This window comes from Kitasatospora arboriphila, from assembly GCF_039528095.1.
In the GTDB taxonomy this organism is placed as follows: Bacteria; Actinomycetota; Actinomycetes; order Streptomycetales; family Streptomycetaceae; genus Kitasatospora; species Kitasatospora arboriphila.
In genome coordinates, this window is the sequence record NZ_BAAALD010000014.1 from 64,671 (window position 1) to 90,314 (window position 25,644).

17 protein-coding genes and 1 pseudogene are annotated in these 25,644 nt (G+C 74.5%); 12 read left to right on the top strand and 6 right to left on the bottom strand.

Going from position 1 to position 25,644, the window contains the following annotated elements:
• Window positions 1-132: 132 nt before the first annotated feature.
• A complete protein-coding gene (locus tag ABD353_RS10560) occupies window positions 133-1,680 on the bottom strand; it encodes an MFS transporter (RefSeq protein WP_425555116.1) in 1,548 nt (515 codons plus the stop codon).
• Window positions 1,681-1,868: 188 nt separating this feature from the next.
• On the opposite strand from ABD353_RS10560, the gene ABD353_RS10565 reads away from it, so the two are divergent.
• The 3 genes from ABD353_RS10565 to ABD353_RS10575 all read left to right on the top strand — a co-directional run bounded on the left by ABD353_RS10565 (window position 1,869) and on the right by ABD353_RS10575 (window position 4,502).
• Window positions 1,869-2,660, top strand: coding sequence for a TetR/AcrR family transcriptional regulator (locus ABD353_RS10565; RefSeq protein ID WP_344623244.1), 792 nt, complete (start codon window positions 1,869-1,871; stop codon window positions 2,658-2,660).
• A gap of 406 nt (window positions 2,661-3,066) precedes the next feature.
• Window positions 3,067-3,750, top strand: coding sequence for a ribonuclease HII (locus ABD353_RS10570; RefSeq protein ID WP_344623245.1), 684 nt, complete (start codon window positions 3,067-3,069; stop codon window positions 3,748-3,750).
• A gap of 413 nt (window positions 3,751-4,163) precedes the next feature.
• On the top strand, window positions 4,164-4,502 hold the full coding sequence (locus ABD353_RS10575; RefSeq protein WP_344623246.1) for a hypothetical protein: 339 nt from the start codon (window positions 4,164-4,166) through the stop codon (window positions 4,500-4,502).
• Window positions 4,503-4,678: 176 nt separating this feature from the next.
• Here the strand turns inward: ABD353_RS10575 and ABD353_RS10580 are convergent, their stop codons facing one another.
• Together ABD353_RS10580 and ABD353_RS10585 are read right to left on the bottom strand one after the other, a co-directional pair.
• The gene (locus ABD353_RS10580; RefSeq protein WP_344623247.1) at window positions 4,679-5,317 is read right to left on the bottom strand and encodes a hypothetical protein; all 639 of its coding nucleotides are present in this window, start codon (window positions 5,315-5,317) and stop codon (window positions 4,679-4,681) included.
• A 300-nt stretch (window positions 5,318-5,617) separates the two neighbouring features.
• Window positions 5,618-7,939, bottom strand: a complete 2,322-nt coding sequence (locus tag ABD353_RS10585) for a RecQ family ATP-dependent DNA helicase (protein WP_344623248.1) — start codon at window positions 7,937-7,939, stop codon at window positions 5,618-5,620.
• A gap of 226 nt (window positions 7,940-8,165) precedes the next feature.
• Between ABD353_RS10585 and ABD353_RS10590 the strand changes: the two genes are divergently transcribed.
• The gene (locus tag ABD353_RS10590) at window positions 8,166-9,851 is read left to right on the top strand and encodes a DUF4192 domain-containing protein (protein WP_344623249.1); all 1,686 of its coding nucleotides are present in this window, start codon (window positions 8,166-8,168) and stop codon (window positions 9,849-9,851) included.
• A gap of 34 nt (window positions 9,852-9,885) precedes the next feature.
• Here the strand turns inward: ABD353_RS10590 and ABD353_RS10595 are convergent, their stop codons facing one another.
• A complete protein-coding gene (locus ABD353_RS10595) occupies window positions 9,886-11,199 on the bottom strand; it encodes an alpha/beta fold hydrolase (protein ID WP_344623250.1) in 1,314 nt (437 codons plus the stop codon).
• Between the two features lie 1,007 nt (window positions 11,200-12,206).
• Here ABD353_RS10595 and ABD353_RS10600 point away from each other — a divergent pair.
• The 3 genes and pseudogenes from ABD353_RS10600 to ABD353_RS40370 all read left to right on the top strand — a co-directional run.
• Window positions 12,207-14,336 (top strand): glycogen debranching N-terminal domain-containing protein, encoded by a 2,130-nt coding sequence (locus tag ABD353_RS10600; protein WP_344623251.1) that lies wholly within the window; start codon window positions 12,207-12,209, stop codon window positions 14,334-14,336.
• A gap of 289 nt (window positions 14,337-14,625) precedes the next feature.
• Window positions 14,626-15,366: an NUDIX hydrolase gene (locus tag ABD353_RS10605; RefSeq protein ID WP_344623252.1), complete on the top strand. Its 741-nt coding sequence runs from the start codon at window positions 14,626-14,628 to the stop codon at window positions 15,364-15,366.
• Window positions 15,367-15,616: 250 nt separating this feature from the next.
• Window positions 15,617-16,129: pseudogene (locus ABD353_RS40370) on the top strand (ATP-binding cassette domain-containing protein); the annotation flags it as partial.
• Here the strand turns inward: ABD353_RS40370 and ABD353_RS10610 are convergent.
• Complete coding sequence (locus ABD353_RS10610; RefSeq protein ID WP_344623253.1) at window positions 16,013-16,540, bottom strand: hypothetical protein; 528 nt, start codon at window positions 16,538-16,540, stop codon at window positions 16,013-16,015. The pseudogene ABD353_RS40370 and the gene ABD353_RS10610 overlap by 117 nt on opposite strands.
• Window positions 16,541-17,075: 535 nt before the next feature.
• Between ABD353_RS10610 and ABD353_RS10615 the strand changes: the two genes are divergently transcribed.
• From ABD353_RS10615 to ABD353_RS10630, 4 genes are all read left to right on the top strand, one after another.
• The gene (locus ABD353_RS10615; RefSeq protein ID WP_344623254.1) at window positions 17,076-18,098 is read left to right on the top strand and encodes a hypothetical protein; all 1,023 of its coding nucleotides are present in this window, start codon (window positions 17,076-17,078) and stop codon (window positions 18,096-18,098) included.
• 204 nt (window positions 18,099-18,302) lie between these two features.
• Window positions 18,303-19,175 (top strand): FadR/GntR family transcriptional regulator, encoded by an 873-nt coding sequence (locus ABD353_RS10620; protein ID WP_344623255.1) that lies wholly within the window; start codon window positions 18,303-18,305, stop codon window positions 19,173-19,175.
• 527 nt (window positions 19,176-19,702) lie between these two features.
• Complete coding sequence (locus tag ABD353_RS10625) at window positions 19,703-21,337, top strand: RNA polymerase sigma factor (protein ID WP_344623256.1); 1,635 nt, start codon at window positions 19,703-19,705, stop codon at window positions 21,335-21,337.
• A 364-nt stretch (window positions 21,338-21,701) separates the two neighbouring features.
• Window positions 21,702-22,508, top strand: coding sequence for a S1 family peptidase (locus ABD353_RS10630; RefSeq protein ID WP_425555120.1), 807 nt, complete (start codon window positions 21,702-21,704; stop codon window positions 22,506-22,508).
• Between the two features lie 214 nt (window positions 22,509-22,722).
• On the opposite strand, the gene ABD353_RS10635 is transcribed toward ABD353_RS10630, so the two are convergent.
• Window positions 22,723-22,953, bottom strand: a complete 231-nt coding sequence (locus ABD353_RS10635; protein ID WP_344623258.1) for a DUF7455 domain-containing protein — start codon at window positions 22,951-22,953, stop codon at window positions 22,723-22,725.
• Window positions 22,954-23,447: 494 nt separating this feature from the next.
• On the opposite strand from ABD353_RS10635, the gene ABD353_RS10640 reads away from it, so the two are divergent.
• Window positions 23,448-25,556 carry a DNA gyrase/topoisomerase IV subunit B gene (locus ABD353_RS10640; RefSeq protein WP_344623259.1) on the top strand — a complete coding sequence of 703 codons (2,109 nt, stop codon included), beginning with the start codon at window positions 23,448-23,450 and terminating at the stop codon, window positions 25,554-25,556.
• The last annotated feature ends 88 nt before the right edge of the window (window positions 25,557-25,644 follow it).

Sequence of the window (25,644 nt, forward strand, 5' to 3'; positions counted from 1 at the left end):
TCTGCTGACGCCTGCTCATGCGTGCCGGTGTCGCCCGTACTCGGGGCCGGTCCGGCTCCGGGGGGTCGCGGTCGAGTCGTGAGGACCGGTGTGTGGTGGCGGGCCTGCCGGGGCCCGCCACCACGCGGTGCGTCAGAGCGCCACGCCGGCCGCCCCCTCCGAGGGCAGGTCGCTCGCCTTCGCCTTCACCACGGACAGCGCCACCAGCAGGGCGACCACGGCCAGTGAGGCGCCCACGATGAACGCCTGGCCGATGCCGTGCGCCAGCGTCTCGCTGTACGCGGCACTGCCCACCGGGAACTCGTGCGCCTTCTGGAAGTGCTGCGCCTGCTCGGGAGTGGCGGACTGCAGGAAGCCCGGCACCAGCTCGGTGGCCTTGGACTTGGCCGCGTGGCTGAACACGGTGGTGAGGATCGACAGGCCGAGGGCGCCGCCGATCTGCTGCACCGAGTTGAGCAGGCCGGAGGCCGCCCCGGTCTCGTTGTTCGGCACACCGGACACCGCGATCAGCATCACCGGGACGAAGATCAGGCCCATGCCGAAGCCGAAGATCACCGTGGGGCCGAGGATCCCGTCCACGTAGCCGCTGTCCGCCTTGAGCTGGGTCAGCCAGCTCAGGCCGACCGTGACCAGGGCGGCACCGCCGGCCATGAACACCTTCGGGCCGAGCTTCGCCTGGAGCGCCGAGGCGATCTGCGCCGCCACGATGATCGCGGCACTGATCGGCAGGAAGGCCACACCCGCCTTGAGCGGGCTGTAGTGGATGACCGTCTGCACGAAGATCGTGATGTAGAAGAAGATGCCGAACATCGCCGCGGCGAGGCAGAGCATCATGATCAGGCCGCCGGTGCGGTTGCGGTCCTGGAACAGGTGCAGCGGGGTGATCGGCTGCGCCGTCCGCCGCTCGATGACGACGAACGCGACCACCAGGACCACGCCCCCGGCGAACGAGGCCAGCGTCAGGGCGTCGCTCCAGCCGTCCGACGCGGCGCGGATGAAGCCGTAGACCAGGGCCACCAGGCCGAGGGTCGAGGTGAGCGCGCCGGGCAGGTCGAAGCGGCCCTCCGTCCGCTCCGACTCGTTGATGAACCGCGGCGCGGCGAGCGCGATCAGCACGGCGATCGGCACGTTCACGAAGAACACCCAGCGCCAGTCGAGGTACTCGGTGAGCAGACCGCCGGCCAGCAGGCCGATCGCGGCACCGGAGCCGGCGACCGCGGAGAAGACGCCGAAGGCTCGGTTGCGTTCGGGGCCCTCCTCGAAGTTGCTGGCGATCAGGGCGAACGCGGTCGGTGAGCAGACGGCGCCGCCGAGGCCCTGCAGGGCGCGTGCGGCGAGCAGCATGGTCGAGTCCTGCGCGAAGCCGCCGAGCAGCGAGGCGAAGCCGAAGAGCAGGGTGCCGACGATGAACACCCGCCGCCGGCCGAGGATGTCGCCGAGACGGCCGCCGAGCAGGAGCAGGCCGCCGAAGGTGAGGGTGTAGGCGTTGATCACCCAGGAGAGGGTGGTGTCGGAGAAGCCGAGGTCGTTCTTGATGTGCGGCAGCGCGATGTTCACGATCGTCGCGTCCAGCACGACCATGAGCTGGGTCGCGGCGATGACGGTGAGGGTGATGCCCTTGCGCTGGGTGCGTCCCGCCTTCGGTGGTGCGGGTGCGCCGACCGTGTCGGAGATTGCCACTGATTGCCCCCTGTTGGTCCTGCACCGTGGGGTGGTGCCGGAGAATGCGCCCGTGACGTGCGCGGTTGTGCGACTGCGCACGGCCGGTGGCGGTGCGCGGACACTGTGAAGGAACGGAGCCGTTCACTATCATGTGGACGATATCCGGAAAGAGATTGTGAACGCAAGCGTTCTCTAGGGTGGTGACGATGGATCAGTTGGTGCGGCGTCAGGCGTCGGTCGGGCCGTCGGGGGCGGTGGCGGCCGGATGTGCGCCGTCCGCCCCCGCCGGCGTGACGCGGGCCGTACCACTGCAGGCCGGCGCCGAGGCGTCGGCCGAGCCGGCGGGCGTGCTGCCGCCCGTCGGGCCGGGGATGCCGGGCGTCGGTCCCGCGGTGCCGCCCGTCGAGCCGGCGGCGCCTGCCGCGGCCCGACGGCGGGGGCGCGCCCTGGAGGCCGCGATCTTCGAGGCGACCCTCGAACTCCTGGTCTCCGGCGGCTTCGCCCGGTTGACCATGGAGGGCGTCGCCGGGGCGGCGCAGACCGGCAAGGCCGCGCTGTACCGCCGCTGGGCGTCGAAGGCGGATCTGGTCGTGCACGCCCTGGGGGCCACTCTGCCACCCCCCGTGGACATCCCCGACCTCGGGTCGGTCCGTGCCGAGTTGATGCAGCTCATGGCGGGCTTCGGCGCGATCATGTGCTCGCCGGCCGGCACCGCCATCCGCGTGCTGATGGCCGAGCTCGACCACGAACAGGCCGTCGCCTTCAAGGACTTCCTCGACGGCCGGGTGATGCGGCCGGCCAACGCGGCGATCCTCGGCATCCTCGGCCGCGGCGAGCGGCGCGGCGACGTCCGGCCCGGCGCGGCCACGCCGATCGTCGCCGACGTCGCCCCGGCGATGCTGCTCTACCGGGCCAAGGTCTGCGAGGGCGTGGTCGACGAGGCCTTCTGCACCGAACTGGTGGACCAGGTGCTCATGCCCCTGGTGAGCGCCTACTAGGGAGCGGCTCCAGGGGCGTTCGGGCGGTCACTCCAGGGGCGCGGGGAACCGCGCCGTCTGGATGCGGCGCACCGGTCGGACCGGGGCGATCCGGATCCGCCGGGAACACCGCTCCCGGACCGCGCAGTTCTCCTCCGGCCTCCTTGCCGGGAGGTGCCTCCACGCGTCGCCATCGGGCGCCCAGGCACCCGCACGCCTTCGAGGACCGGCCCCGGGGCGGGCCGGGCCGCGGGCGGGTCGTCGCCGGGTCGGCCGGTCCGCGCGGCTCGGTCGGTCGCGGGTCGTTCGGGGTCGGTGGGTCGTTCGGGGCCGCGGGTCGGACGGGTCGGGGCGGGTGCAGGCCGTCCGGGGCGGTCCCGGCGGGGACGTAGGCTGGTGCTGCCGGAGCGACACGAATGGACCAGCCATGCCCTACGACCCCCCGACCCACTCGGTCGAGCGCTCGCTGCGCCGGGCCGGAGCCGCCGTGGTCGCCGGGCTCGACGAGGTCGGACGCGGCGCCTGGGCCGGCCCGGTCACCGTCGGCGCCGCCGTCACCGGACTGCGCCGCCCGCCGGAGGGCCTCACCGACTCCAAGCTCCTCACCGTGAAGCGCCGCGAGGCGCTCGCCCCGGTGCTCGCCGACTGGGTCACCGCGTACGCCCTCGGCCACGCCTCCCCGCAGGAGTGCGACGAACTCGGCATGACCGCGGCGCTGCGGCTGGCCGCCGAACGCGCCCTGGCGGCGCTCCCGGTCCGACCGGACGCCGTGATCCTCGACGGCAAGCACGACTACCTCGGCGGGCCGTGGCGGGTCCGCACGGTGATCAAGGGCGACCAGTCCTGCGTCTGCGTCTCCGCGGCCTCCGTCCTGGCCAAGGTCCGCCGGGACGGGATGATGGCGGAGCTCGCCGCGGACCACCCCGCCTACGGCTTCGAGGACAACGCCGGATACCCCTCGCCGGTGCACCGCGCCGCCCTGGAGGAATTCGGTCCGACCTCGGAACACCGCCTGTCCTGGGCCTATCTCGACGGGCTCCCGCAGTGGCGCCACCTCAAGCGCGGCCGGATCGCGGAGCCCGCGGACGAGCAGTTGTCGCTCGGCTTCTGACGCTCCGTCGGACCCCGGGGCGGCCCTCCGCGAGCCCCGCCGGGTGCCCAACAGGTGGGGCGCCCGTGCGCATCCGACCGGCATTTGATAGATATCCGGGTATGCCTGTCTTCCCCGAGGAGCCGGAGATTCACGAGAGTATCCCGGGCCCCGGCGTTCCCTTCCCCCACAAGTCGGACGCATCCAGCCCCCGTACGCCTTCCGTCAACCCTGCTGCGTCCGGCGTCGTGCCGGGCCAGCGGCCCGCGCCGCCCCGCCCGGCGCCGCCCCGTCCCGCTCCGCCGAGAGCTGCGGGCGCCACTCCGGGCCCGCGCCCCGGGCCGAAGCCCGGTCCGGGTCCCGACCCCTCGTCCCCGGCCGTCCGGCTGGTCCCCGCCGATCCGCAGGAGGCGCTGGAGCGCGCCGACGAGACGGTGGACCAGCTGCTCGAGTCCGGTCGCCTCCCCGGCGACGTCCTCGTGCTCACGGTCGGCGAACCGCACCCGTGGCAGCAGCACGAGCTGTCCTTCGGCGAGGAGCGCTACTGGGCGCAGCTCGCCGAGGCCGGTGACGTGTTCTACGCCGACGCCGCCACGACCCGGCCGCTGCGCCGCGACGTGGTGGTCCTGGTGGTCAACGGCTCCGGGGTCAACCGCATCGCGGGTGCCGCGGTGCGTGCCGCGGAGCGCGCGGGCTCGCTGCTGGTGATCTGCGGCGGCACGGACGCCGTCGCGTCGCTCTTCCCGGGGGCGGACCGGCCCGTGCCGGCCTGAGCCCGCTCGTCCGGGCGCGTGTCGGCCCGGGTCGGGGCGTTCCGGTCCGGGGCGTTCCGGCCCGGTGACCGGTGCCGGCCGTTGCTGGGGCTTCGCCCGCGGCGGTGCCCGGAGGGTCCGGCACCGTCCGTCGTCGCGGTGCCGCCCGCCTCATCGGCGGGCGGCCGCGCGAACGGTCAGTGCGAGGCCGCGGGGCGCAACGCGTCCAGCGCCGTCACCGCTGCGACATGGGGGTTCCGTGCGGTCCGCCGGACCGGCTCCCGCGCGTGGCGCGGCGGCAGCTCGGTGACGGTGTGCAACGGCCCGTCGGACCACGACCCGGAGTGCGGGTTGCGGCCGCGCCGCCCGTCGCCGATCACGTGCCAGCCGGCGGGTGCCAGCGCGATGTAGGAGCCGCAGCGCAGCCCGTGCAGCGCGGCGGCGTCCTGGAGGGCCCACATCCACGCGCCGTCCTGGGCCGTCCACTCGGGCGAGCCCTCGCGGCAGCGCAGCAGCACGGCCGTGCGGACGGGAGCGGCGAGCCGGAGGTCGTGCGGGACGACCTGCCGGAGGTTGGCCAGGATCGCGTTGCGGTGCTGCCACCCGTCGGTGAGGTGCTGGCGGGTGCTGAAGGAGGCCGAGGCGATCAGCTGGTGCCTGGCGTCCAGCACGGCGACGACCGTGGTGCCCGGTTGCGGCAGGTGCCGCTGGTGCAGCTCGCGGACGAAGTCGCGCGGGGCGCGCAGCAACGGCACGTCGGCCTCGGACCAGGCCTTCGGGTCGATGCTCCGTCTGGCGGTGGAAGGGTCCTGACCGTGGTCTCTGCGGTTGATCACGATCCTCCTTCCGGCCCGCTGGCACGGCGGTGACGTGGGTACGCCGAATACCGGGTCTTCCGACCAGGTGTGGGGTACGGCCTCAATTCTCCCGTCAGATCGGTCGAAGCGGCAATGATGAAATGCCGAGCGCCGCCCGAAATTCAGTGTTCTGCCGGATATATTCCGTCACGGTCATGCGTCCATTCGCCTGACGGCCGTCCGACGGGCGGACGACGGGTGGTCGAAGTCCGGTTTGCCCCGAGGTGTCCTTCCGGTGAACAGCGCGTCCTCCCCGCAGGGGGTCCGGTTCGCCCGGGCTCAGGCCTGGAGGGCCAGGACCAAGGGAAGGACCCCCGTCGCCCCGGCGCGACGGAGCAGCCGGGCGGCCACGGTCACCGTCCAGCCCGAGTCCACCAGGTCGTCGACCAGCAGCACCGGGCCGCCCGCCGCGGCGAGCGTCGCCCCCAGCTCCTCCGTGACGACCAGCGTCCCCGCCAGCGAGTGCAGCCGCTGTGCGCTGTTGCTCCGCGGGCCGTGCGGCGGCCGGCCGGCCGCGTACTCGATCCGGCCGAGCAGCGGCAGGCGGCCGACCGCCGCGATCCGTGCGCCGAGGCTCTCCACCAGCTGGGGCCGGGTCGCCGAGGCCATGGTGACCACGCCGACCGGTCGGGCGAGGCGCGTGCCGTCCGGGCCCTCCGGTCCGGCCCAGCCGCCGGGACCGCGCGCCCAGTCGGCCAGGACGCTCACCAGGGCGTCGACCACCTCGGCCGGGACGGGGCCGTCCGGCGCCGACTCGGCGAGCAGCGTGCGCAGCCGGGTGCCCCAGCCGATGTCGGACAGCCGGCCGAGCGCCCGGCCGGTCTCCGCCTGTTCTCCGGCGGGGATGCGGCCCTTGAGCGGCACGCCGAGCGCGTCCATCCCGGTCGGCCACAGCCGGCGCGGCTCGAACTCCGCACCGGGCCGGCCGAGTGCCGCCCGGGCCGCGGCGAGCGCCTCCGCCGACACCTCGGGGCCGTGTGCCGGGCCCGCACAGTTGTCGCAGCGCCCGCAGGGCACGGCCTCCGGGTCGTCGAGCTGCCTGCGCAGGAACTCCATGCGGCAGCCGGCCGACGCCGCGTACTCGCGCATCGCCTGCTGCTCGGCCTCCCGCGCGGCCGCGACCTTGGCGTAGCGCGGCGCGTCGTACGCCCAGGGGCGGCCGGTGGACTCCCAGCCGCCGCGGACCTTGCGGACCGCGCCGTCGACGTCGAGCACCTTGAGCATGGTCTCCAGCCGGTTCCGCCGAAGGTCCACCCGGGCCTCCAGGGCGCCGGTGGACAGCGGGCGGCCCGCCTCGGCGAGCGCGTCGATCGTCCGCCGGACCTGCTCCTCCGGGGGGAAGCCCAGCGAGGCGAAGTAGCGCCAGATCGCCTCGTCCTCCCGGCCCGGCAGCAGCAGCACCTCGGCCCGGTCGACACCGCGGCCGGCGCGTCCGACCTGCTGGTAGTAGGCGATCGGCGAACCCGGCGAGCCGAGGTGGACCACGAAGCCCAGGTCGGGCTTGTCGAAGCCCATGCCCAGGGCCGAGGTCGCGACCAGCGCCTTGACCCGGTTGGCCAGCAGGTCCGCCTCCGCGCTGCGGCGCTCGGCGTCCTCCGTCCGCCCGGAGTAGGAGGCCACCGGGTACCCGCGGGAGCGCAGGAAGGCGGTCACCTCGTCCGCCGCCGCCACGGTGAGGGTGTAGACGATGCCGGAGCCGGGCAGCTCGGCCAGGTGGTCGGCCAGCCAGGCCAGGCGGTGCGCCGGGTCGGGCAGAGAGAGGACCCCGAGACTGAGGCTCTCCCGGTCCAGCGGGCCGCGGAGCACCAGCGCCGTGCGGTCGGCCGGCGGCCCGCCCGAGCCGTCGGGTGCCCCCGTGCCGAGCTGGTCGGCCACGTCGGCGGTGACCCGCGCGTTGGCCGTCGCCGTGGTGGCGAGGACCGGGACGCCGGGGGCGAGGTCGGCCAGCATGGTGCGCAGCCGCCGGTAGTCCGGCCGGAAGTCGTGGCCCCAGTCGGAGATGCAGTGCGCCTCGTCGACCACGAGCAGGCCGGTGGAGGCGGCGAGCTTGGGGAGGACCTGGTCGCGGAAGTCCGGGTTGTTCAGCCGCTCCGGGCTGACCAGCAGGATGTCCACCGCCCCGGCGGCCACCTCGGCCTGGATCTCGTCCCACTCCTGCGGGTTGGCGGAGTTGATCGTCCGGGCGTGGATGCCGGCCCGGGAGGCCGAGTCCACCTGGTTGCGCATGAGGGCCAGCAGCGGCGAGACGATCACCGTGGGGCCGGCGCCGGCGGAGCGGAGCAGCGCGGTGGCGATGAAGTACACGGCCGACTTGCCCCAGCCGGTGCGCTGCACCACCAGCGCCCGGCGGTGGTCCACGACCAGCGCCTCGATGGCCCGCCACTGGTCCTCCCGGAGGACCGCGGACGGCCCGGCCAGCTCGCGCAGCACGGCCTCGGCGCGCTCGCGGACGGCAGCGCGGTCCTGCCCGGCGGGGTCGGCCGGACCGGTCGCGTGCCCGTCGCCGGGGGCGTGCCCGGCCGCCGACCGGCTGCCGGTGCGGTCCGGTGTGGCCGGTGCGTCCACGGGCTCGGATTCGGGGCGGGTGCTGCGCTCGTCCATGGCCCCATGCATACCGCGTGCGACCGACAATGGGCCAATGCAGTGCCCGGCCTGTGGATGACCTGTCATCAGATCGGTTGACGGGAAAGGCCGGTACGGTCCGGGCGTTGGAATTCCCGCGGAATGATCGGCCCGGAAGGCGCACGGAACAACCGCGGAACAATCCGCAATCCGGAGTTATCCACAGGCTGAACACGCGGCCGGAAAAAGCCGCATGCTTCGGGCCATGAACCACGACGAACACCGCACCCCGCCCGCCGCCCCCGTTCAGGGGCTGCCCGCCACCCTGCTGCCCACGCCGATGCGAGGCCCGGCCGACATGGCCGAGATGCTGCCCTACCTGCTCGGCTTCTTCCCCGACGACAGCATCGTCGCCGTCGGCCTGCAGGGGCCCTCGCTCCACCAGGGCGCCGTGGTCCGGGTGGACCTCCCGGACGCGCCCGAGCAGTGGGCGCCGGTGGCCCGCGACACCGCCGCGCTGCTGCTGGACCTCTCCGAGAAGCGCGACCGCCGCCCCGACCAGGTGCTGCTCTACCTCGTCCGGGATCCCGCCGACCCGGCGTCCGCGCAGAGCGGCGCACCGCCCGGTGACGGGCCGCGGTCGGCCGAGGCGCTGCGTCCGCTCGCGGACGGCCTGGCCGGTGCCTTCCGGGCGGCCGGGGTCGCCGTGAAGGAGTCCCTGTTCGTCTCCGGCGGCCGCTGGTGGTCGTTCCTGTGCACCCGCACCGGATGCTGCGACCCGGCCGGCACACCGATCCGGCCCTCCCATCGGCCCAGCCCCGTCGCGGCCGCCGCGGCCTTCGCCGGCCTGGCCCCGCGCGGCAGCCGGCGGGCGATGGTCGCCGGGCTGGCGCCCGTCGGGCCGCCGCTCGCGGACGTCCAGCGGCAGGAGATCGAGCGGGCCGGCCCCGGCTTCCTCCAGGAGCTCGCCGCCGGGCGGACGTCCACGGTCGACCGGACGGGCGAGATGATCACCGAGGTGATGGCCGAGTTCCGGGCCGGCGCGCGGGAGATCGACGCCGAGCGCACCGCCCGCCTGCTGCTCGGCCTGCAGGACAAGCTCGGCCGGGACCGCGGCGCCGAGTTCGCCGAGCCGGACGAGCTGGCCGTCGCCCAGCGCGTGTGGCGGTTCCTCGTCCAGCGCTGCGTCAGCCCGTTCGAGCACCTCGCGGCGCCGCCGCTCACCCTGCTCGCCTGGACGGCCTGGATCGCCGGCGACACCGCCACCGCCCGGATCATGCTCTCCCGGGCGTTGGAGGTGGATCCGCGCTACACCCTCGCCCTGCTGCTGTACGAGTCGATCAACAGCGGCCTGGCACCGGAGCGGCTCCTGGCGAGCGTCCGGGAGCAGCGCGCCAGCCGCACGGCCCAGGAAGCCCGGGCGGCCCGGGGAGCTCCTGCGGTCCGTCCCGCGACCGAACCGGCGGATGCCGGGTCCGACGCGCCCCCGGCCGGTGCCCAACGCCCGGCCGTGCCCGGGCCGGCCCCGGCCCACCGGTCGGCACCGGGCGCAGCGGCCACCGCATCCGCCCGACCGGGGGCTTCCGGGGAGCACCGATCGTCGGACCACGGCGGCCCGGGCACGGACGCCGCACCCGCCGGGGCGGCCTGCGACAGCGGTTCGGAGCCCGCGGCGCCGCCCGCCGAGGGATCCACGCCCACACCTGGCCCCACGCCCACACCTGCAGCAGGCCGCACCACCGCGCGGGGCCGCCGACCGTCCGGACACGGCAGCGACGCCGCGCCCCGCCCCGCGGCGGCCAGGCCGCCCGGCAGCTCGCCGCACACCCCGTGCCGCACCCCGCTGCACCGACCCGTCGGGCCGGCCGGGGGCAGGCCGCGGCCGACGGCCCCGCAGGGGCACGAGCGCCCGACCGGTCAGTGGCCCGCCCGACGCCCGGGCGGCGGCTGAGATGCACCGCCGACCCGGCGCCCGGGCCCTGCTGCTACGCCTCTCCGCGCGCCATCCGCACCAGGCGGTCGAGCACCACCCGGCCGCTCACCCGCAGGGCGTCGTGCTCCCACTCGTTGGTCAGCCAGAAGCGCAGGTTGCCCACGGCCCGTGCGGTCTCCAGCGAGTCCGCGGTGTCGACGTACATGTCGTCGAAGTACACGGCCGCGTACACCGGCACCGTGTTGGCAGCGAGCCGCTCGGGGGAGTACAGGTCGGGCCAGTCGCGGCGCTCCGCGAGCACCTGGGCCGTCTCGCGCAGGGGCTGCAGCGCCGGGTCGGTCTCGAACATCCAGGGGTAGATCATCTCGCCGGTGAACAGCACCGGGGCGTCGCCGCCGAGGGCGGCGTCGGCGTCGAAGGCGGGGAACTCCTTGCGGACGCGCTCGGCCGCCCACCCGGTGCCCGCCGGGTCCACCGAGCGCTGGCCGTAGATCGACTCGTGCAGCACGGCGTACAGCGGGTTCTGCGCGAACGAGAGCTGCGCCTGCACCCCGGTGAGGAAGGTGTCGGAGAGTTCCGGCCCGTCCACGCCCTCCACCCAGGCCTCCTCCAGCAGGTAGTGCAGCGCGCCCGAGCCCGACCCGGCGCCGAGCATCAGGCCCAGTGCCTGGAAGGCCGGGACGGTCAGCAGCCCGCCGTCCGGCAGCCGGGCAGGCTGCTGCGCGAGGTGGGCCGCGATCCGGCGGACGGCCGCCACGTCCTGCGGGTAGCGGGCGTAGAGCGCCGCGTTCTTGGCCGCCACCCGCGGGTACGCCGCGCGGTAGACGTCGTCCGCCGAGGAGCGCAGGCCGGCCAGGCCGCCCGTGACGAACGCCTCGCGCAGGCCCTCCGGCGCCAGCGACAGGTAGGTCAGGGTGCAGAAGCCGCCGAAGCTCTGGCCGAGGAGGCTCCACCTGCCCTCCTCACCCAGCAGGAGGCGGCGGATCAGCTCGGCGTCCCGGACGATCGAGTCGGCACGGAAGCGGGCGAGGTAGTCGGCCTGCTCGGCCGGGCCGCCACGGCGGGCGAGGGTCTGCCGGTTGGCCGGGGTGGACCGGCCGGTGCCGCGCTGGTCGAGGAGCAACACCCGGTAGTCGTCGAGGGCGCGGTTCAGCCAGTCGTCGCGTCCCAGCGGCCGCCCGGCCTTTCCGCCCGGCCCGCCCTGCAGGTAGAGCAGCCAGGGCAGGTCGTCGTTCTCCCGCCCGGACGCCACGACCTCCCGGGCGTACACCTCGATCCGCTCGCCCTCCGGCCGTTCGTGGTCGAGCGGCACCCGGAAGACATGGTCCGTGGTGACGATTCCGGGCAGTCGGCCGACGGTGGACATGCAGCTCCTCGGTACGTGCTGGTCGCAGTCGCGATGCGACGCGCGTCAACCATGTTCCGGGTACGGGCGCCGCCGAATCGCACCGTATCCTGGCGGCGGACGGGAGCCGACGGGGGAGGGCCATCGAGGTGGCCGCGCCGCAGTCGGCGGTCGGGCCGGGCAGCGTCGACGGGGGCGACGCGGTGGGCCGGGCGGTCGCACCTCGCCTGCGCGCCATCGCCGCCGCGCCGGTCGGCGTGACCTGTGGCACGTGCAGGACGTTCATCATCGGGGCGCGGGCGGCATCGTCCGCCCGCAGGCCCTGCACCGAGTCGAAGCGCACCGCACCACCGGTGCGCGCGGACCCCAGCGCGTCCGTCCGGGCGGAGCACCGGCCGGACCCGGCCGCGCCGGAGTCGGTGCGGCTCAGGCCCGCTCCCGTCGATCGACTGCCGCGCACCGGCAGAGCAGCAGCACAGACCGCGAACGAACACGCTCGCGGTCGACCGGCCCAGCAGCAGCCGGCCGACCGAGGGGAGGAGAGCCCGGTGACCGTTTCCAGGCCACCACAGCCGGCAGCACCGCCGCCGGCCACCGAGCCGAACCCGGCGCCGGGTGCGCCCTTGGCGCCCTCCTCGGCGTCGAGCGCCCCGTCGGCGCCGCCTCTTCCCCCCGCACCGACCGCACCGCCCACCGGGGGCGTGGCACCCGGTCGGCCGCACCGCCCGGCCGCACCGCCGGTGTCCCTCGCGCCCCCCGTACCGCAGGGTGCCCCCGTGCCTCCCGCTCCTGCGGCACCGCCTGCACCCGCGGCCCCCGCCGCCCCGCCCACCCCACCGGCACCGTTCGGGCACGCCGCCGCACCGACCGCCCCGGGCCGACCCCCCGGCCGGCCGCCGACGAGCCCGCCCCTCGGCCCCCCGTCCCCCCGAACGCCGCCCTACGGCGTCCCCCTCCCCCCGACCGCGCAGACCCCGCCGTACGGTGTCCCGACCCCGCCCTACGCGGCCGGGACCCCGCCGTACGGCGTGCCGCTGCCGCCCCCGGGTGCGTCGCCCGGCACCGCTCCCGGCCAGCCGAGACCGCCGGCGCCGCCCCGTACCCAGGCGGCCGCCGCCCACGACCTGCTGATCTGTGCGGCCGCCCCCGCCCTGGCCGCGTCCGGGACCGACGGCCAGCTCCGCGGCCAGGGACTCCAGGGCTTCTACCGGTCCGGTGTCCGCACCCTGGCCCGGATGGAGCTGCGCCTCGGCGGCATCGAACCGATGCCGCTGCAGGGCGCGCTCACCTCCGCCGCCGAGGCCCGCTTCGTCGGCAGCGTCCGCATCCCCGGCGACCCCGATCCGGACCCGGCGCTCACCGTCGAACGGCTGCGCCACGCCGACGGGACGGAGACGGTCACCGTCCGCAACGCCGGTGGCCGGCCCGCCCGCCTCCCGCTGGAGATCACCTTCGGTACCGACCTCGGCCTGCTCGGCGACATCGCGGCCGGCCAGCGCAGCGCCGACCTGCCGAGCCAGGTCCAGTCGGCCGGCCTGCGCTGGGCGGGGCACGGCCGCAGCGCGTCCGTCTCGGCGCGCCCCACCCCGCACGCCGTCCTGGCCGGCGCGGGCGTACTCCGCTGGGACCTGGAGGTGCAGCCCGGCGCCCGCTGGTCGGTCGACCTGCAGGCTGAGCTGGAGAGCGTCCCGCCCGGCGGACGCCCGCCCACCGGACGCGGCCAAGGTGTCCCGCTGCCCTGGTCCGAGCCCGAGGTGCGGTGCGACGACGCCCGGGCGCAGCGCCTGGTCCCCGCCTCGCTCGACGCGCTGGCCGCCCTGCTGCTCGCCGACGCCGACCGCCCGACCGACCTCTACGCCGCCTCCGGCGCGCCCTGGCGGTTCGGACTGACCGCCGCCGACGCCCTGTGGGCCGCGCGCTGGACGCTGCCCTTCGGTACCCGGCTGGCGGCGGGGAGCCTGCGGGCGCTGGCGCGCCGTCAGCACGCGGGCCGCCACGGCGGACCCGGCACCGCAACGCCGTCCGGAGCCCCGGCCGGGGCTGCTGCTGCGGGACCGGGGGAGGGGCTGATCCCCGGCCCGATGCGGCACGGCGGTCCGGAGCTCCCGCCGACCTGCACCGCCACCGAGGCCACCCTGCTGTTCGTCACCGTGCTGGCCGAGGCGTGGCGTTGGGGCCTGCCGCGGCACGAGGTGATAGAGCTGCTGCCGGCGATGGAGCGGGCCCTGGCGTCGCTGCGCGCCTCCGTCGCCGAGGGACCGGACGGGCCCGAGGGCTTCGTCGTCGACCTCAGCCGTGCCCCGGAGGAGCGGTCGAGTCGCACCGCGGTGGCCCGGTGCGAGGTGCAGGCGCAGGCGTACCGGGCCGCCCTGCACGGCGCCGAGCTGCTCGCGGCCTTCGCCCGGCCCGGTGCGGCCGAGTGGCTGAGCTGGGCCGCGGCCCTCCGGGAGCGCTTCCGGGAGCGGTTCTGGATCGACGACCTGGCGGGTGGCCGTCCCGCGGCGGCGCTGCTCGGCGGCGGGCGGACGGTCCCCGCGGTCGCCTCCTCCTTCGTCCACCTGCTCGACGTGGGCCTTTCCCGCGAGGGCGGTCTGCACGAGGGCCTGCTCGACCGGGAGCAGACGAGGCTCCTCGCCCAGCGCCTCGCCGCCCCGGAGCTGGACTGCGGCTGGGGGCTGCGGACCCTCAGCGCCAAGTCGCCGAGGTTCAACCCGCTCGGCCACCGCAGTGGTGCCGTCCGGGTGCACGAGACGGCGCTCGCGGTGGCGGGCCTCGCCGACGCGGGATTCGAACGCGAGGCGGGTCAGCTGCTGGAGGGCCTGTTGGGTGCGGCCGAGCACTTCGACGGACGACTGCCGGAGATGTACGCCGGGGAGCAGCGGGTGACGGGGTGTCCGCCGGTGCCCCACCCGGCGGCCTGCCGACCGGCTGCACTGTCCGCGGCGGCAGGCGTCCACCTCGTCCTGTCGATGGCCGGCATCCGGCCGGACGCCCCCGGTGGGCGGGTGGTGGTCCGCCCGGCCTCCAGCACACCGCTCGGCGAACTGCAGCTCACCGGCCTGCGGGTGGCGGGTGAGCCGTTCTCCGCCCGGGTCAGCCGGATCGGCGTGGCCGTCGTCGAGGAGGCCTCGCCCCAACTCCAGCTCGGCGCGGGCTGAGCCGGGTCGGTCTGGCCCGGCTCGGCTCAGCCCCGGACCGCCGCACCGCGCGGTGCCGGACCGCCACACCGCGCCACGCCGCCGCACCGGGAACACGGCACCACCCCGCCTCCCGACGCGGTGGTGCCGTGGAGCCACGGATCTGCGGGGCCAGCGCGGCCGGTGCGGTGGGCGTGCATCGCCGACGCGGCGTGGTCGGCCGCCGTGCCCGGCCGATTCCGTACCGGAGTTGCGGGGCCCTCACCGGTGCTCTGTGTTTATCGTCAGAGAGACGACTATCATCATCGCCATGTCGCGCTATGACCCGTCGGCCTTCCCCCCGTTCGCCGTCACCGTCGACCTGGTGGTACTGACGGTCCGGGACCACGAACTGTGCGCGCTGCTGGTCAGACGGGGCGAGCCGCCGTTCCAGGGGTACTGGGCACTGCCCGGCGGCTTCGTCCGCCCGGACGAGGGCCTCGCCGAGGCGGCCTCCCGCGAACTCGCGGAGGAGACCGGCCTGCGCGCGTCCGCCCCCGGCCAGTCCGCGGCCGGGGTGCACCTGGAGCAGCTCGCCACCTACGGTCACCCCCAGCGCGACCCGCGGATGCGCGTGGTCAGCGTCGCCCATCTGGTGCTCGCGCCGGATCTGCCCACCCCCCGCCCCGGCGGCGACGCCAGCAGCGCCCGCTGGGCCCCCGTCCACGAACTGCTCGACGACGGCCCGGCGGACGGCGTCCCACTGGCCTTCGACCACGGCCAGATCCTCGGGGCAGGCGTCGAACGCGCCCGCTCGAAGATCGAGTACTCCTCGCTGGCCACCGCCTTCTGCCCCCCGGAGTTCACGGTGGGGGAGCTGCGCCGTGTCTACGAGGCCGTCTGGGGCGTGGTGCTCGACCCGCGGAACTTCCACCGCAAGGTCACCGGCACCCCCGGCTTCCTTCTGCCGTCCGGCGGTACGACGACCCGGCAGGGCGGGCGTCCCGCACAGCTGTTCACCGCGGGCGGGGCCACCGTCCTCAACCCGCCGATGCTCCGCCCCGAGGCCTGACCGCCGCTCCCGAGCAGGGCCGGAGTCCCGCTCGGGAGCACGTTCCCCGAGCAGCTCCGACCGCACTGACGATCGGTCAGAACACCGGTTACGTCACCTGATCGAGTGGGCTCGGCGGGCACGCTCCCCGTCGGCATGCGCAATGCCCGGAATCCTCCCCGCCGGGGCCTAGGGTGCTGGCGCGGGCAGCGGAGCGCCGCGCCCCCAGGGCCGGCGCACCCGGTCGGCCGAGGCACGGGAGCAGGCAGCGATGATCCAGATCACCGGACTGACCAAGGTCCACCGGCGGGGCGCCCCGCCTGCGCTGCTCGACCTGACCTTCGACACCCGTCCTGGCACGGTCACCGCCCTGCTCGGCGACGAGGGCGCGGGCAAGACCACCGCGATCCGGCTCATGGTGGAGCTCGAACGCGGCCGCGGCGCAGCCCTGTTCGACGGCCGCACCTACCGCCGGCTGCGTCGCCCCGAGACCCGGGTCGGCCTGGTGCCGGACGCCGGGCCGTTCTGTCCCGGGCACCCCGGCCGGAAGGCTGCGGACCACCTGCGGATGCTCGCCGCCGCGATCGGCGTGCCCGCACGCCGTGCCGACGACTTGTTGGAACAGGCGAGGCTCGCGGGCGTGGCCTCCCACCGGCTGCGGTCCTTCTCACCCGGCATGAACCGTCGGCTCGCCCTGGCAACCGCCCTGCTCGGCGACCCGCAGGCCCTGCTGCTGGACGACCCGACGGCCGGACTCTCGCCGCGCAGCACCGAGTGGCTGCACGCCTTCCTGAGGTCCTTCGCCGCAGCGGGTGGCACGGTGCTGCTGACCACCCGCTCCCCGCAGGAGGCCGGTACGGTGTCCGACCGGGTGATCACCCTGGCCCGGGGGCGCCAGGTGGCGGACCAGAGTGCCGCGGAGTTCCGGGGCACCCGGCTCTGCCCGGAGGTGGTGGTGCGGGGGCCGCAGACGGCCCGGTTCGCCGACCTGCTGCTCGCCCGGGGCGCACGCGTCCGGCCCGACGGCAGATCGGGCATCGCGGTCGGCGGTCTGGCCCGCGCCGAGATCGGCGAACTCGCGCACCGCCACGGCATCCTGCTCCACGAGCTCGCCGACCGCGCGATCGGCCGCCCGCTGCCCCACCCCGCGCTGTCCTCCGGATCCGGCCGATCCGGCGAGGTCGTCCGACTGCACCGCACCGAGCCCGTGCCGTCCTCACCGTCCTCACCGACCGCGCCTTCCTCACAGCCCTCACAGCCCTCACAGCCCTCGCCCCCGTCACAGACCTCACCCCCGTCACAGACCTCACCCCCCTCGCAGTCCGCACCGTCACCGGACCCGCAGGACGACCACGACACCGCCAGGCACCGCCCCGGAGCGCTGCCGACCGTCGGCGCGCCCACCACCGGACCCCGTCTGAGACCCGTGCCCGCGCCGGCCGGGTCCGCGACGCCCCCGTCCGCGCTCTCGTCCACCCCATGGTTCTCCCGCACGGGCCGACCGCCGGTACCGACCGCAGCACCTGCACCTGCACCTGCAGCACCCGCATGTGCAGCACCCGCCCCTGCATCCGCACCCGCTGCCGAGGACCCGCCGTCCCGCCGGGGCCGGGACTCCCCACCGCGACCACCCCCACAGCCCCCACAGCCCCCACAGCCCACCCGTACCCGGCCCCGGACGAGTCCGCCCGTCCGCTGTCCGACGGAGACCACCACCGGAGTGAGGCCCCGTGAGCGCGCTGCCGTTCCACGTCCTGCCGTTCCACGCCCTGTCGTACGAGGTCAGGCGGCTGCGCGGACTGCGCTCGACCTGGCTGATCGCGGCCGCCGTGCTGTCCGTGGGCGCGGCGGTGGCCGCAGTGGCGGCCCGGCAGCAGGCTCCGGGCCCGCTGTCGGCGGCGGCCGGGCTGCAGGCGGTCGCCGCCGTCGTCCCGCTGGTGCCGCTGCCGGTCGCCGCCGTCGTCCCGCTGGTGCCGCTGCCGGTCGCCGCTCTCGGCGTCTGCCTGCTCGGCGCGCTCTCCTACGCCCACGAGGTCGGACACCCGGGCTTGCCGGCCTCCCGGGTCGCACTGTCGCGCCGGGTGGCGCTGATCCTCGCCAAGCTGACGGCGATCGGGGGGGCCGGCCTCCTGCTCACCGCCGTCACCGTCCTGGTGAACACCGCGGTGCTGTGGCTCGCCCTGCCCGCCGGCGTGGACGCCGGCGCACTCCTCCCGGGTGCGACCCCCGCTCCGGCCGCACACCAGGAGACCGTCGTCGCCCCGGCGTGGACGGCTTCCCCGGCGTGGGGGACCGCCCTGGGCTGGGAGACCGCCCTGGCGGCGGTCGGCCGACCGTTCGGGGTGTTCGCCGCGGTGGTGGTGCTGGCGGGGTGGGCCGGCCTGGTCGCGACCTCCCTGGTGCGGCAGGCCGCCGCGGGGTTGGTGCTGGTGGCAGCGGTCGCCGTACCGGGGGAGCTGTTCGCCGGCCTGCTGCTGCGCCGGTCCGGGGGCGGGGTGGACGGGTTCGGCGGCCCGGCCGTCGTCCAAGGGCTGCAGATCCTTCCCGGCCTGCGGCTGCTACGGCCCCTGCCGACGCTGAAGACCCTGCTGCCGTTGCACGACGGGCTGGAGAGGTTGCGCGTCCGCGACGGCCGCGCGGTGGCCGAGGTCCTGCACCTGCCGCTCCCGTTGCTGCTCGCGCTGCTGCTGGTGCCGCCCGCCCTGGGGCTGGCGGCGGCGGTCGCGCTCCAGCTCCGGCGCCGTGAGCTGTGAGAACGGACGCCGTGAGCCGCGGGAAGGGGCTCGGCGACGGCCGCCCGTCCGCCGCCGGGCCATGACCGGAACTGGCGTCCGAGTGATCGAAAGGGGACGGTCTGCCTGATAAGAAGTCAATGATCCAGCCGCAGGCGATCACCCTTTCGTGTGCTTTTCACGAGAATCCTCAAGCCGGGTGGGGCGATCGCCGACAAAGGACGTGTGAGTACCCTTGCGCACCCCGCCATGACCACCGCCCGTACGGCCGACAGCATCGCCGCCGCCGAGATCGACCGCTTCCCCTACGCCGAACGGCCCGTCCCGCCCGCACCCCGCTGGGAGGGCGCCGAGTCCGAGCTCGGCCGGGTCGGCCGCAAGACCACCAGCAGCCGCGGTCGCGGCCTGCACGGCCAGCTGGTCCAGCAGCTCGGCCAGATGATCGTCTCCGGCGACCTCGGCGCCGACCGCCCCCTCGTCCCGGAGGAGATCGGCCAGCGGTTCGAGGTCTCGCGCACCGTCGTCCGCGAATCGCTGCGCGTGCTGGAGGCCAAGGGCCTGGTCAGCGCCCGGCCGAACGTCGGCACCCGGGTCCGCCCGGTCGCCGACTGGAACCTCCTCGACCCGGACATCATCGAGTGGCGCGCCTTCGGCCCGCAGCGCGACGAGCAGCGCCGCGAGCTGTTCGAGCTGCGCTGGGCGATCGAGCCGCTGGCCGCCCGCCTCGCCGCCGGCCACGGCCGGGAGGACGTCCAGCACCGGCTGGTCGAGCTGACCGAGATCATGGGCCACGCCGCCACCCAGGGCGACGGCCTCGGCTACGGCCGGGCCGACGCCGAGCTCCACAACCTGGTGCTGCAGATGGCCGGGAACCGCATGCTGGAGCACCTCTCCGGCATCGTCTCCTGCGCCCTGCAGGTGTCGGGCGGCCCCGGCTCCACCTGCGAGCGCCCCTCGGACGCCGCGATCAGCCTGCACGTCCGCCTGGTCGACGCCCTCGGCACGGGCGACGGCACCGCCGCGGAGACGGCCGTCCGGGCGCTGCTCACCGTCCATCCCGACATCGAGCACGCCGTCCCGGCCCCGCGCGAGCACTGAGCGGAGCGTCCGGACCAGGATCCGAGGCCGCACCCCGCGCACCCGAAGCCCGCGCCACCCGAAGCCCGCACGGCCGCACCAACCCGCACCACCCGGTGTCCGCACGGCCGCACCGACCTGCACCGCCCCGCAGTGCCCCGCAGCACCGATGCCGCACGGCCCTTCCGCCGCCCGAGCCCCGTCCCCCGGGGCGGCCGGAGGGCCGTGTCGCCCGGTGTCGAGGGCCGTTCCGCCCGAGGCCGCAGGGGGTCCGCGGCGGTTCCGCCGGTGGTGTGACCCGCGCCACGAACGGGATGCGTAACACTTGAGGGGTGGCAGCGATGTGTACGGAGCGGAAGCAGCTCCGGAATACCACCACCATGTCAGAATGCTGTGTTGGTCTGCGGCGCTGCTGCCGTCCCGCAAACCCAGTCCTCGTCCTCAAGTCCGAGCCGGTCGGAGTCGACCCCGCACGTGATCGTGCGTGATCGTCCCCCGTCCTCTCGTACGGTCGGGTACGGGTTCGAGTCCACTCATCGTCCGAGAGGTTGTTCGTGTCGGCCAGCACATCCCGTTCGCTCCCCCCCGAGATCGCCGAGTCCGCAGCACTGCTCGCGCTCATCGAGCGGGGCAAGGCCCAGGGGCAGATCGCCGGTGACGACGTGCGTCAGGCGTTCGAGGCGGACCAGATCCCGGTCACCAAGTGGAAGAACGTCATGCGCAGCCTCAACCAGGTGCTGATTGAGGAAGGAGTGGACCTCATGGTCAGTGCGGCCGAACCGGCCGGCTCCAAGCGCAAGAGCGTCGCGGCCAAGAGCACCACCAAGCGCACCGCGACCAAGACGGTCACCACTCGGACCCCGGCCGCCCCGGCCAAGCCGCCGGTGCGCATCGCACCGGCCGCCACGCCGGCCGCTCCCGTGGCCGCCCCGGCCGTGGTGGCCGCGGTCGCCGCGGAGACCACCGTGATCGGGTCCGGTTCCGTCGAGGCCGTCGAGGCGAAGACCGCCGCGAAGAAGGCCGCCGCCCCGGCGAAGAAGGCCGCGGCCAAGAAGACCGCCGCGCCCGCCAAGAAGACCGCCGCCAAGAAGACCACCGCCTCCAAGACCGGCAAGGCCGGCGAGGAGGAGGCCATCGGCGAGGAGGAGCTGCTCGAAGAGGTGGCGCTCCCCGGCGACAAGGCCGAGGGCGAGCCCGAGGAGGAGTCGGAGGGCTTCGTCCTCTCCGACGACGACGAGGACGACGCGCCGGCCCAGCAGGTCGCCGTCGCCGGTGCCACCGCCGACCCGGTCAAGGACTACCTCAAGCAGATCGGCAAGGTCCCGCTGCTCAACGCCGAGCAGGAGGTCGAGCTCGCCAAGCGCATCGAGGCCGGCCTGTTCGCCGAGGACAAGCTGAGCCAGGCCGACAAGCTCGCCCCGAAGCTCAAGCGCGAGCTGGAGATCATCGCCGAGGACGGCCGCCGGGCCAAGAACCACCTGCTGGAGGCCAACCTCCGCCTGGTGGTCTCGCTGGCCAAGCGTTACACCGGCCGCGGCATGCTCTTCCTGGACCTCATCCAGGAGGGCAACCTCGGTCTGATCCGTGCGGTCGAGAAGTTCGACTACACCAAGGGCTACAAGTTCTCGACCTACGCCACGTGGTGGATCCGCCAGGCGATCACCCGCGCCATGGCCGACCAGGCCCGCACCATCCGCATCCCGGTGCACATGGTCGAGGTCATCAACAAGCTGGCCCGCGTCCAGCGCCAGATGCTCCAGGACCTGGGCCGCGAGCCCACCCCGGAGGAGCTGGCCAAGGAACTCGACATGACCCCCGAGAAGGTCATCGAGGTCCAGAAGTACGGCCGCGAGCCGATCTCGCTGCACACCCCGCTCGGCGAGGACGGCGACAGCGAGTTCGGTGACCTGATCGAGGACTCCGAGGCGGTCGTCCCGGCCGACGCGGTCTCCTTCACCCTGCTCCAGGAGCAGCTGCACTCCGTGCTCGACACCCTGTCCGAGCGTGAGGCCGGCGTCGTCTCGATGCGCTTCGGCCTGACGGACGGTCAGCCGAAGACGCTGGACGAGATCGGCAAGGTCTACGGCGTCACCCGTGAGCGCATCCGCCAGATCGAGTCGAAGACCATGTCGAAGCTGCGGCACCCGTCGCGTTCGCAGGTCCTGCGCGACTACCTGGACTGATCCCCGGGGCCACGGCGGCCCGGCGACGAGACAGGCCCGAAGGGCCCGGAGCACCACGCTCCGGGCCCTTCGGCACGCCCGGGCCCACTCTCCCTACGGCCGGGGGAGCCGCACCGCCCGGCCGGGCGAGCCGCACCGCCCGGCCGCACCGCCGGTGTCCCTCGTACGGGTGGCCGCACGCAAGGTGACGCCACGTTGGGTAACGGCTCGACTACGCTGTGCCGGTTGTCCGTCGTCGAGCCAGCTTGGAGATCCGGTGCCCTCCCTGGACGTCCCCGCCATCCGGCCCCGCCCCCTTGATCCCCGCAGCGACCCCGGACGGACGGCCGCGGCCCGTGCCGGCGGCCGCCGAACCCGCCGGGCGGTGGCGGTGGCGCTGCTCGCCACGCTCCCCGCATCGCTGGCGGTGCTCGGTGCGGCCGGCCCCGCCGCGGCGCAGCGCCGGATCGTCGGCGGTACGGCCTCCTCCACCTCCGACCACCCGTGGATGGTCGCCGTCGCCAGCCGCCAGCAGTTCGGCAGCAGCCGCTCCGGGCAGTTCTGCGGCGGCGTGCTGGTCTCGGCCACCAAGGTGGTCACCGCCGCGCACTGCTTCTACGACGAGCGGACGGGCCACCGTGCGGACCGGCCGGGGCTGCAGGCCGTGATCGGCCGTGACGACCTGCGCGACCGGGACGGCCGGGAGGTCACCGTGCGCAACGTGTGGATCGATCCCGGGTACGACTTCACCCGCAACCTGCGGGACGTGGCGGTGCTCACCCTGGCCGAGCCGCAGGCAGGCCGGCCGGTGATCGGCATGGTCGCCCAGGGCGAGACCGAGCCGTACGCCGCGGGCACCGAGGCGCGGGTCTACGGCTGGGGCGACACCCGCGGGAACGGCAGCTACTCGCCGACGCTGCGGTCGGTCGAGGTGCCGGTGGTCTCCGACGAGGTGTGTTCGCGCGCCTACCCCGCGGGTGGGGACAGTCCCTACGACGCGCGGGTCATGGTGTGCGCCGGTGCCGAGCAGGGCGGGCGGGACGCGTGCCAGGGCGACAGCGGCGGGCCGCTGGTGGTGGCCGGGCGGCTGGTCGGGCTGGTGTCCTGGGGGACGGGCTGCGCGGAGGCGACGCACCCGGGGGTCTACACCCGGCTCGCCGCGGTGGCGGACGATGTGCGCTCCGCACTCTGACGGTCACCGTCCGACGCGGTGTCAGTCCGCCTGCGGCCGGTGGCAGTCCGTGCGCAGGCGGTTCCGCTGCGTGGGCGCGCCCTCACGGAACGCGACGCCGGGTGTGCGCGCAGGCACGCACGAGGGTGTGCAAAAGGGCCGGGCGGCAGGCCTTTCGACCTGCCGCCCGGCCCCGTGCCCCGGGTGGACCCGGCTCGCCGATGGAGCGCTGCGGTCAGCGCTCGTTGTCGGAGGCCGTCGAGGGCGTCGTGCCCAGACGACCCGTCTCGTCCTGTATCTCCACAGAGATCTTCTTGAGCTCGGGCTCGAACTTCCGGCCGTGGTGGGCGCAGAAGAGCAGCTCTCCGCCGCTTGCGAGGACGACGCGCAGGTAGGCCTGGGCGCCGCAACGGTCGCAGCGGTCAGCCGCGGTGAGCGGGCTCGCAGGGGTCAGAACAGTAGTCACGTCGCCTCTTCTCTAGCTCGACGAGCTGTCGTACCAGGGTCAACATCCAACCAGGTCGATTTCGTTCCCGCTCGTGGCTTTTCTTCTCTGAGGATTCTGCTTGTTGATGAGGACGTGCCCCGGGGCCCGGCGGTTCATGCGTGCCGATTCCCGTGGCGGCCACCCCTCCTCGAACGCCCGATCGAGGCGATGTCCGAGGTCCGCGTAGCATAATCCTCTGCTGGGTTGGAGCATAAGCCCCGTCCCGAGCACCGGTAGCCTGCATCGCAGCAGCTCCGCCGCCTGCGCCCGGTGCCACGGTCCGCCAGGAACCGTGGTGGCAGGAGGAGATGGCGCCCCGGGGCGCCGGTGCCCGGCCAAGGTCGTGTTCGCGCAGCGCGTACAGGCTGCGACGGGCGCCACACCCCGCCGTCTCGCCCTGTGAGAGCGGGCCGGGGGCAAGAGGGCGCCCACGCAGACGAGTCAGAGAACTTCATTGAGGAGTGCAACGCCGCATGAGTGCCGAATCAGTGCCGTCCGCCCTGCTGGCCAAAGACGACGGTTCCAACTACACCGCTCGGCACCTGCTCGTCCTCGAGGGCCTGGAGGCCGTCCGCAAGCGGCCGGGCATGTACATCGGGTCCACCGACAGTCGCGGTCTGATGCACTGCCTGTGGGAGATCATCGACAACTCGGTCGACGAGGCCCTCGGCGGCTTCTGCGACCGGATCGAGGTGCTGCTGCACGAGGACGGTTCGGTCGAGGTCCGCGACAACGGCCGCGGCATCCCGGTCGACGTCGAGCCGAAGACCGGCCTGTCCGGCGTCGAGGTCGTCATGACCAAGCTGCACGCCGGCGGCAAGTTCGGCGGCGGCTCCTACGCGGCCTCCGGCGGTCTGCACGGCGTCGGCGCCTCGGTCGTCAACGCGCTCTCCGCCCGCCTGGACGTGGAGGTCGACCGCAGCGGCCACACCCACGCGATCAGCTTCCGACGCGGCACCCCCGGCCACTTCACCGAGCTCTCCCCGGACGCCCCCTTCGAGGCGGCCAGCGGCCTCACCAAGAAGGGGAGGGCCCCGCGCGGCCGCACCGGCACCCGGATCCGCTACTGGGCCGACCGGCAGATCTTCCTCAAGGACGCCCGGCTCTCCCTGGAGAGCCTGCACGCCCGCGCCCGGCAGACGGCCTTCCTCGTCCCCGGCCTGACGATCGTCGTGCGTGACGAGCGGCGGACGGAGAGCGAGGCCGTCGACGAGACGACCTTCCGCTTCGACGGAGGCATCGCCGAGTTCTGCGAGTTCCTCGCCCCCGACAAGCCGATCTGCGACGTGCTGCGGCTGCACGGCGAGGGCAACTTCAAGGAGACCGTGCCCGTCCTGGACGAGCTCGGCCACATGACCCCGACCGAGGTCACCCGCCACCTCGGCGTGGACATCGCGCTGCGCTGGGGCGCCGGCTACGACAGCACGATGCGCTCCTTCGTCAACATCATCGCCACCCCCAAGGGCGGCACCCACGTCACCGGCTTCGAGCGCTCCCTCGCCAAGACCGTCAACGAGGTGCTGCGCAGCGCCAAGCTGCTGCGCGTCGCCGAGGACGACATCTCCAAGGACGACGCCCTGGAGGGCCTCACCGCAGTGGTCACCGTCCGGCTCGCCGAGCCGCAGTTCGAGGGCCAGACCAAGGAGGTGCTCGGCACCTCGGCGGCCAACCGGATCGTCGCCGCCGTGGTCGCCAAGGAGCTGAAGGCCTTCCTCACCTCCGCCAAGAAGGACGAGAAGCTCCAGGCCCGGGCCGTCCTGGAGAAGGTCGTCGCGGCCGCCCGCACCCGGGTCGCCGCCCGGCAGCACAAGGAGGCGCAGCGCCGGAAGACGGCGCTGGAGACCTCCTCGCTGCCGGCGAAGCTCGCCGACTGCCGCAGCGACGACGTCGACCGCAGCGAGCTGTTCATCGTCGAGGGCGACTCGGCGCTCGGCACCGCCAAGCTGGCGCGCAACTCCGAGTTCCAGGCGCTGCTGCCGATCCGCGGCAAGATCCTGAACGTGCAGAAGGCCTCGGTGGCCGACATGCTCAAGAACGCCGAGTGCGCCTCGATCATCCAGGTCATAGGAGCGGGCTCCGGCCGCACCTTCGACATCGACCAGGCCCGCTACGGCCGGGTCATCTTCATGGCCGACGCCGACGTCGACGGCTCGCACATCCGCTGCCTGCTGCTGACGCTCTTCCAGCGGTACATGCGGCCGATGGTCGAGCAGGGCCGGGTGTTCGCCGCGGTGCCGCCGCTGCACCGGATCGAGCTCACCAACCCCAAGCGCGGCCAGGGCAAGTACCACTACACCTACTCGGACGCCGAACTGCGCCGCACCCTGCTGGAGTTCCAGTCCAAGGGGCTGCGCTGGAAGGACCCGGTGCAGCGGTACAAGGGCCTCGGCGAGATGGACGCGGACCAGCTGGCGGAGACCACCATGGACCCGCGCCACCGCATCCTGCGCCGGATCAACCTCGGCGACCTGGAGGCGGCGGAGAAGACCTTCGACCTGCTGATGGGCAACGACGTGGCCCCGCGCAAGGAGTTCATCGTGGACTCCGCGGCGACCCTGGACCGCTCGCGCATCGACGCCTGAGCCGGCCACCGGCCCGGTCCAGGGTCCGCGCCCCGTCGTGCCGGGGGTTCTCCACCCGCGGGTGGAGAACCCCCGGCACGACGTCGTC

Coding starts and splice junctions, on each gene's coding strand:
- ABD353_RS10565 (WP_344623244.1), top strand. CDS start 1,869: ATGGATCAGTTGGTGCGGCGTCAGGCGTCGGTCGGGCCGTCGGGGGCG.
- ABD353_RS10570 (WP_344623245.1), top strand. CDS start 3,067: ATGCCCTACGACCCCCCGACCCACTCGGTCGAGCGCTCGCTGCGCCGG.
- ABD353_RS10585 (WP_344623248.1), bottom strand. CDS start 7,939: ATGGACGAGCGCAGCACCCGCCCCGAATCCGAGCCCGTGGACGCACCG.
- ABD353_RS10590 (WP_344623249.1), top strand. CDS start 8,166: ATGAACCACGACGAACACCGCACCCCGCCCGCCGCCCCCGTTCAGGGG.
- ABD353_RS10595 (WP_344623250.1), bottom strand. CDS start 11,199: ATGTCCACCGTCGGCCGACTGCCCGGAATCGTCACCACGGACCATGTC.
- ABD353_RS10605 (WP_344623252.1), top strand. CDS start 14,626: ATGTCGCGCTATGACCCGTCGGCCTTCCCCCCGTTCGCCGTCACCGTC.
- ABD353_RS10640 (WP_344623259.1), top strand. CDS start 23,448: ATGAGTGCCGAATCAGTGCCGTCCGCCCTGCTGGCCAAAGACGACGGT.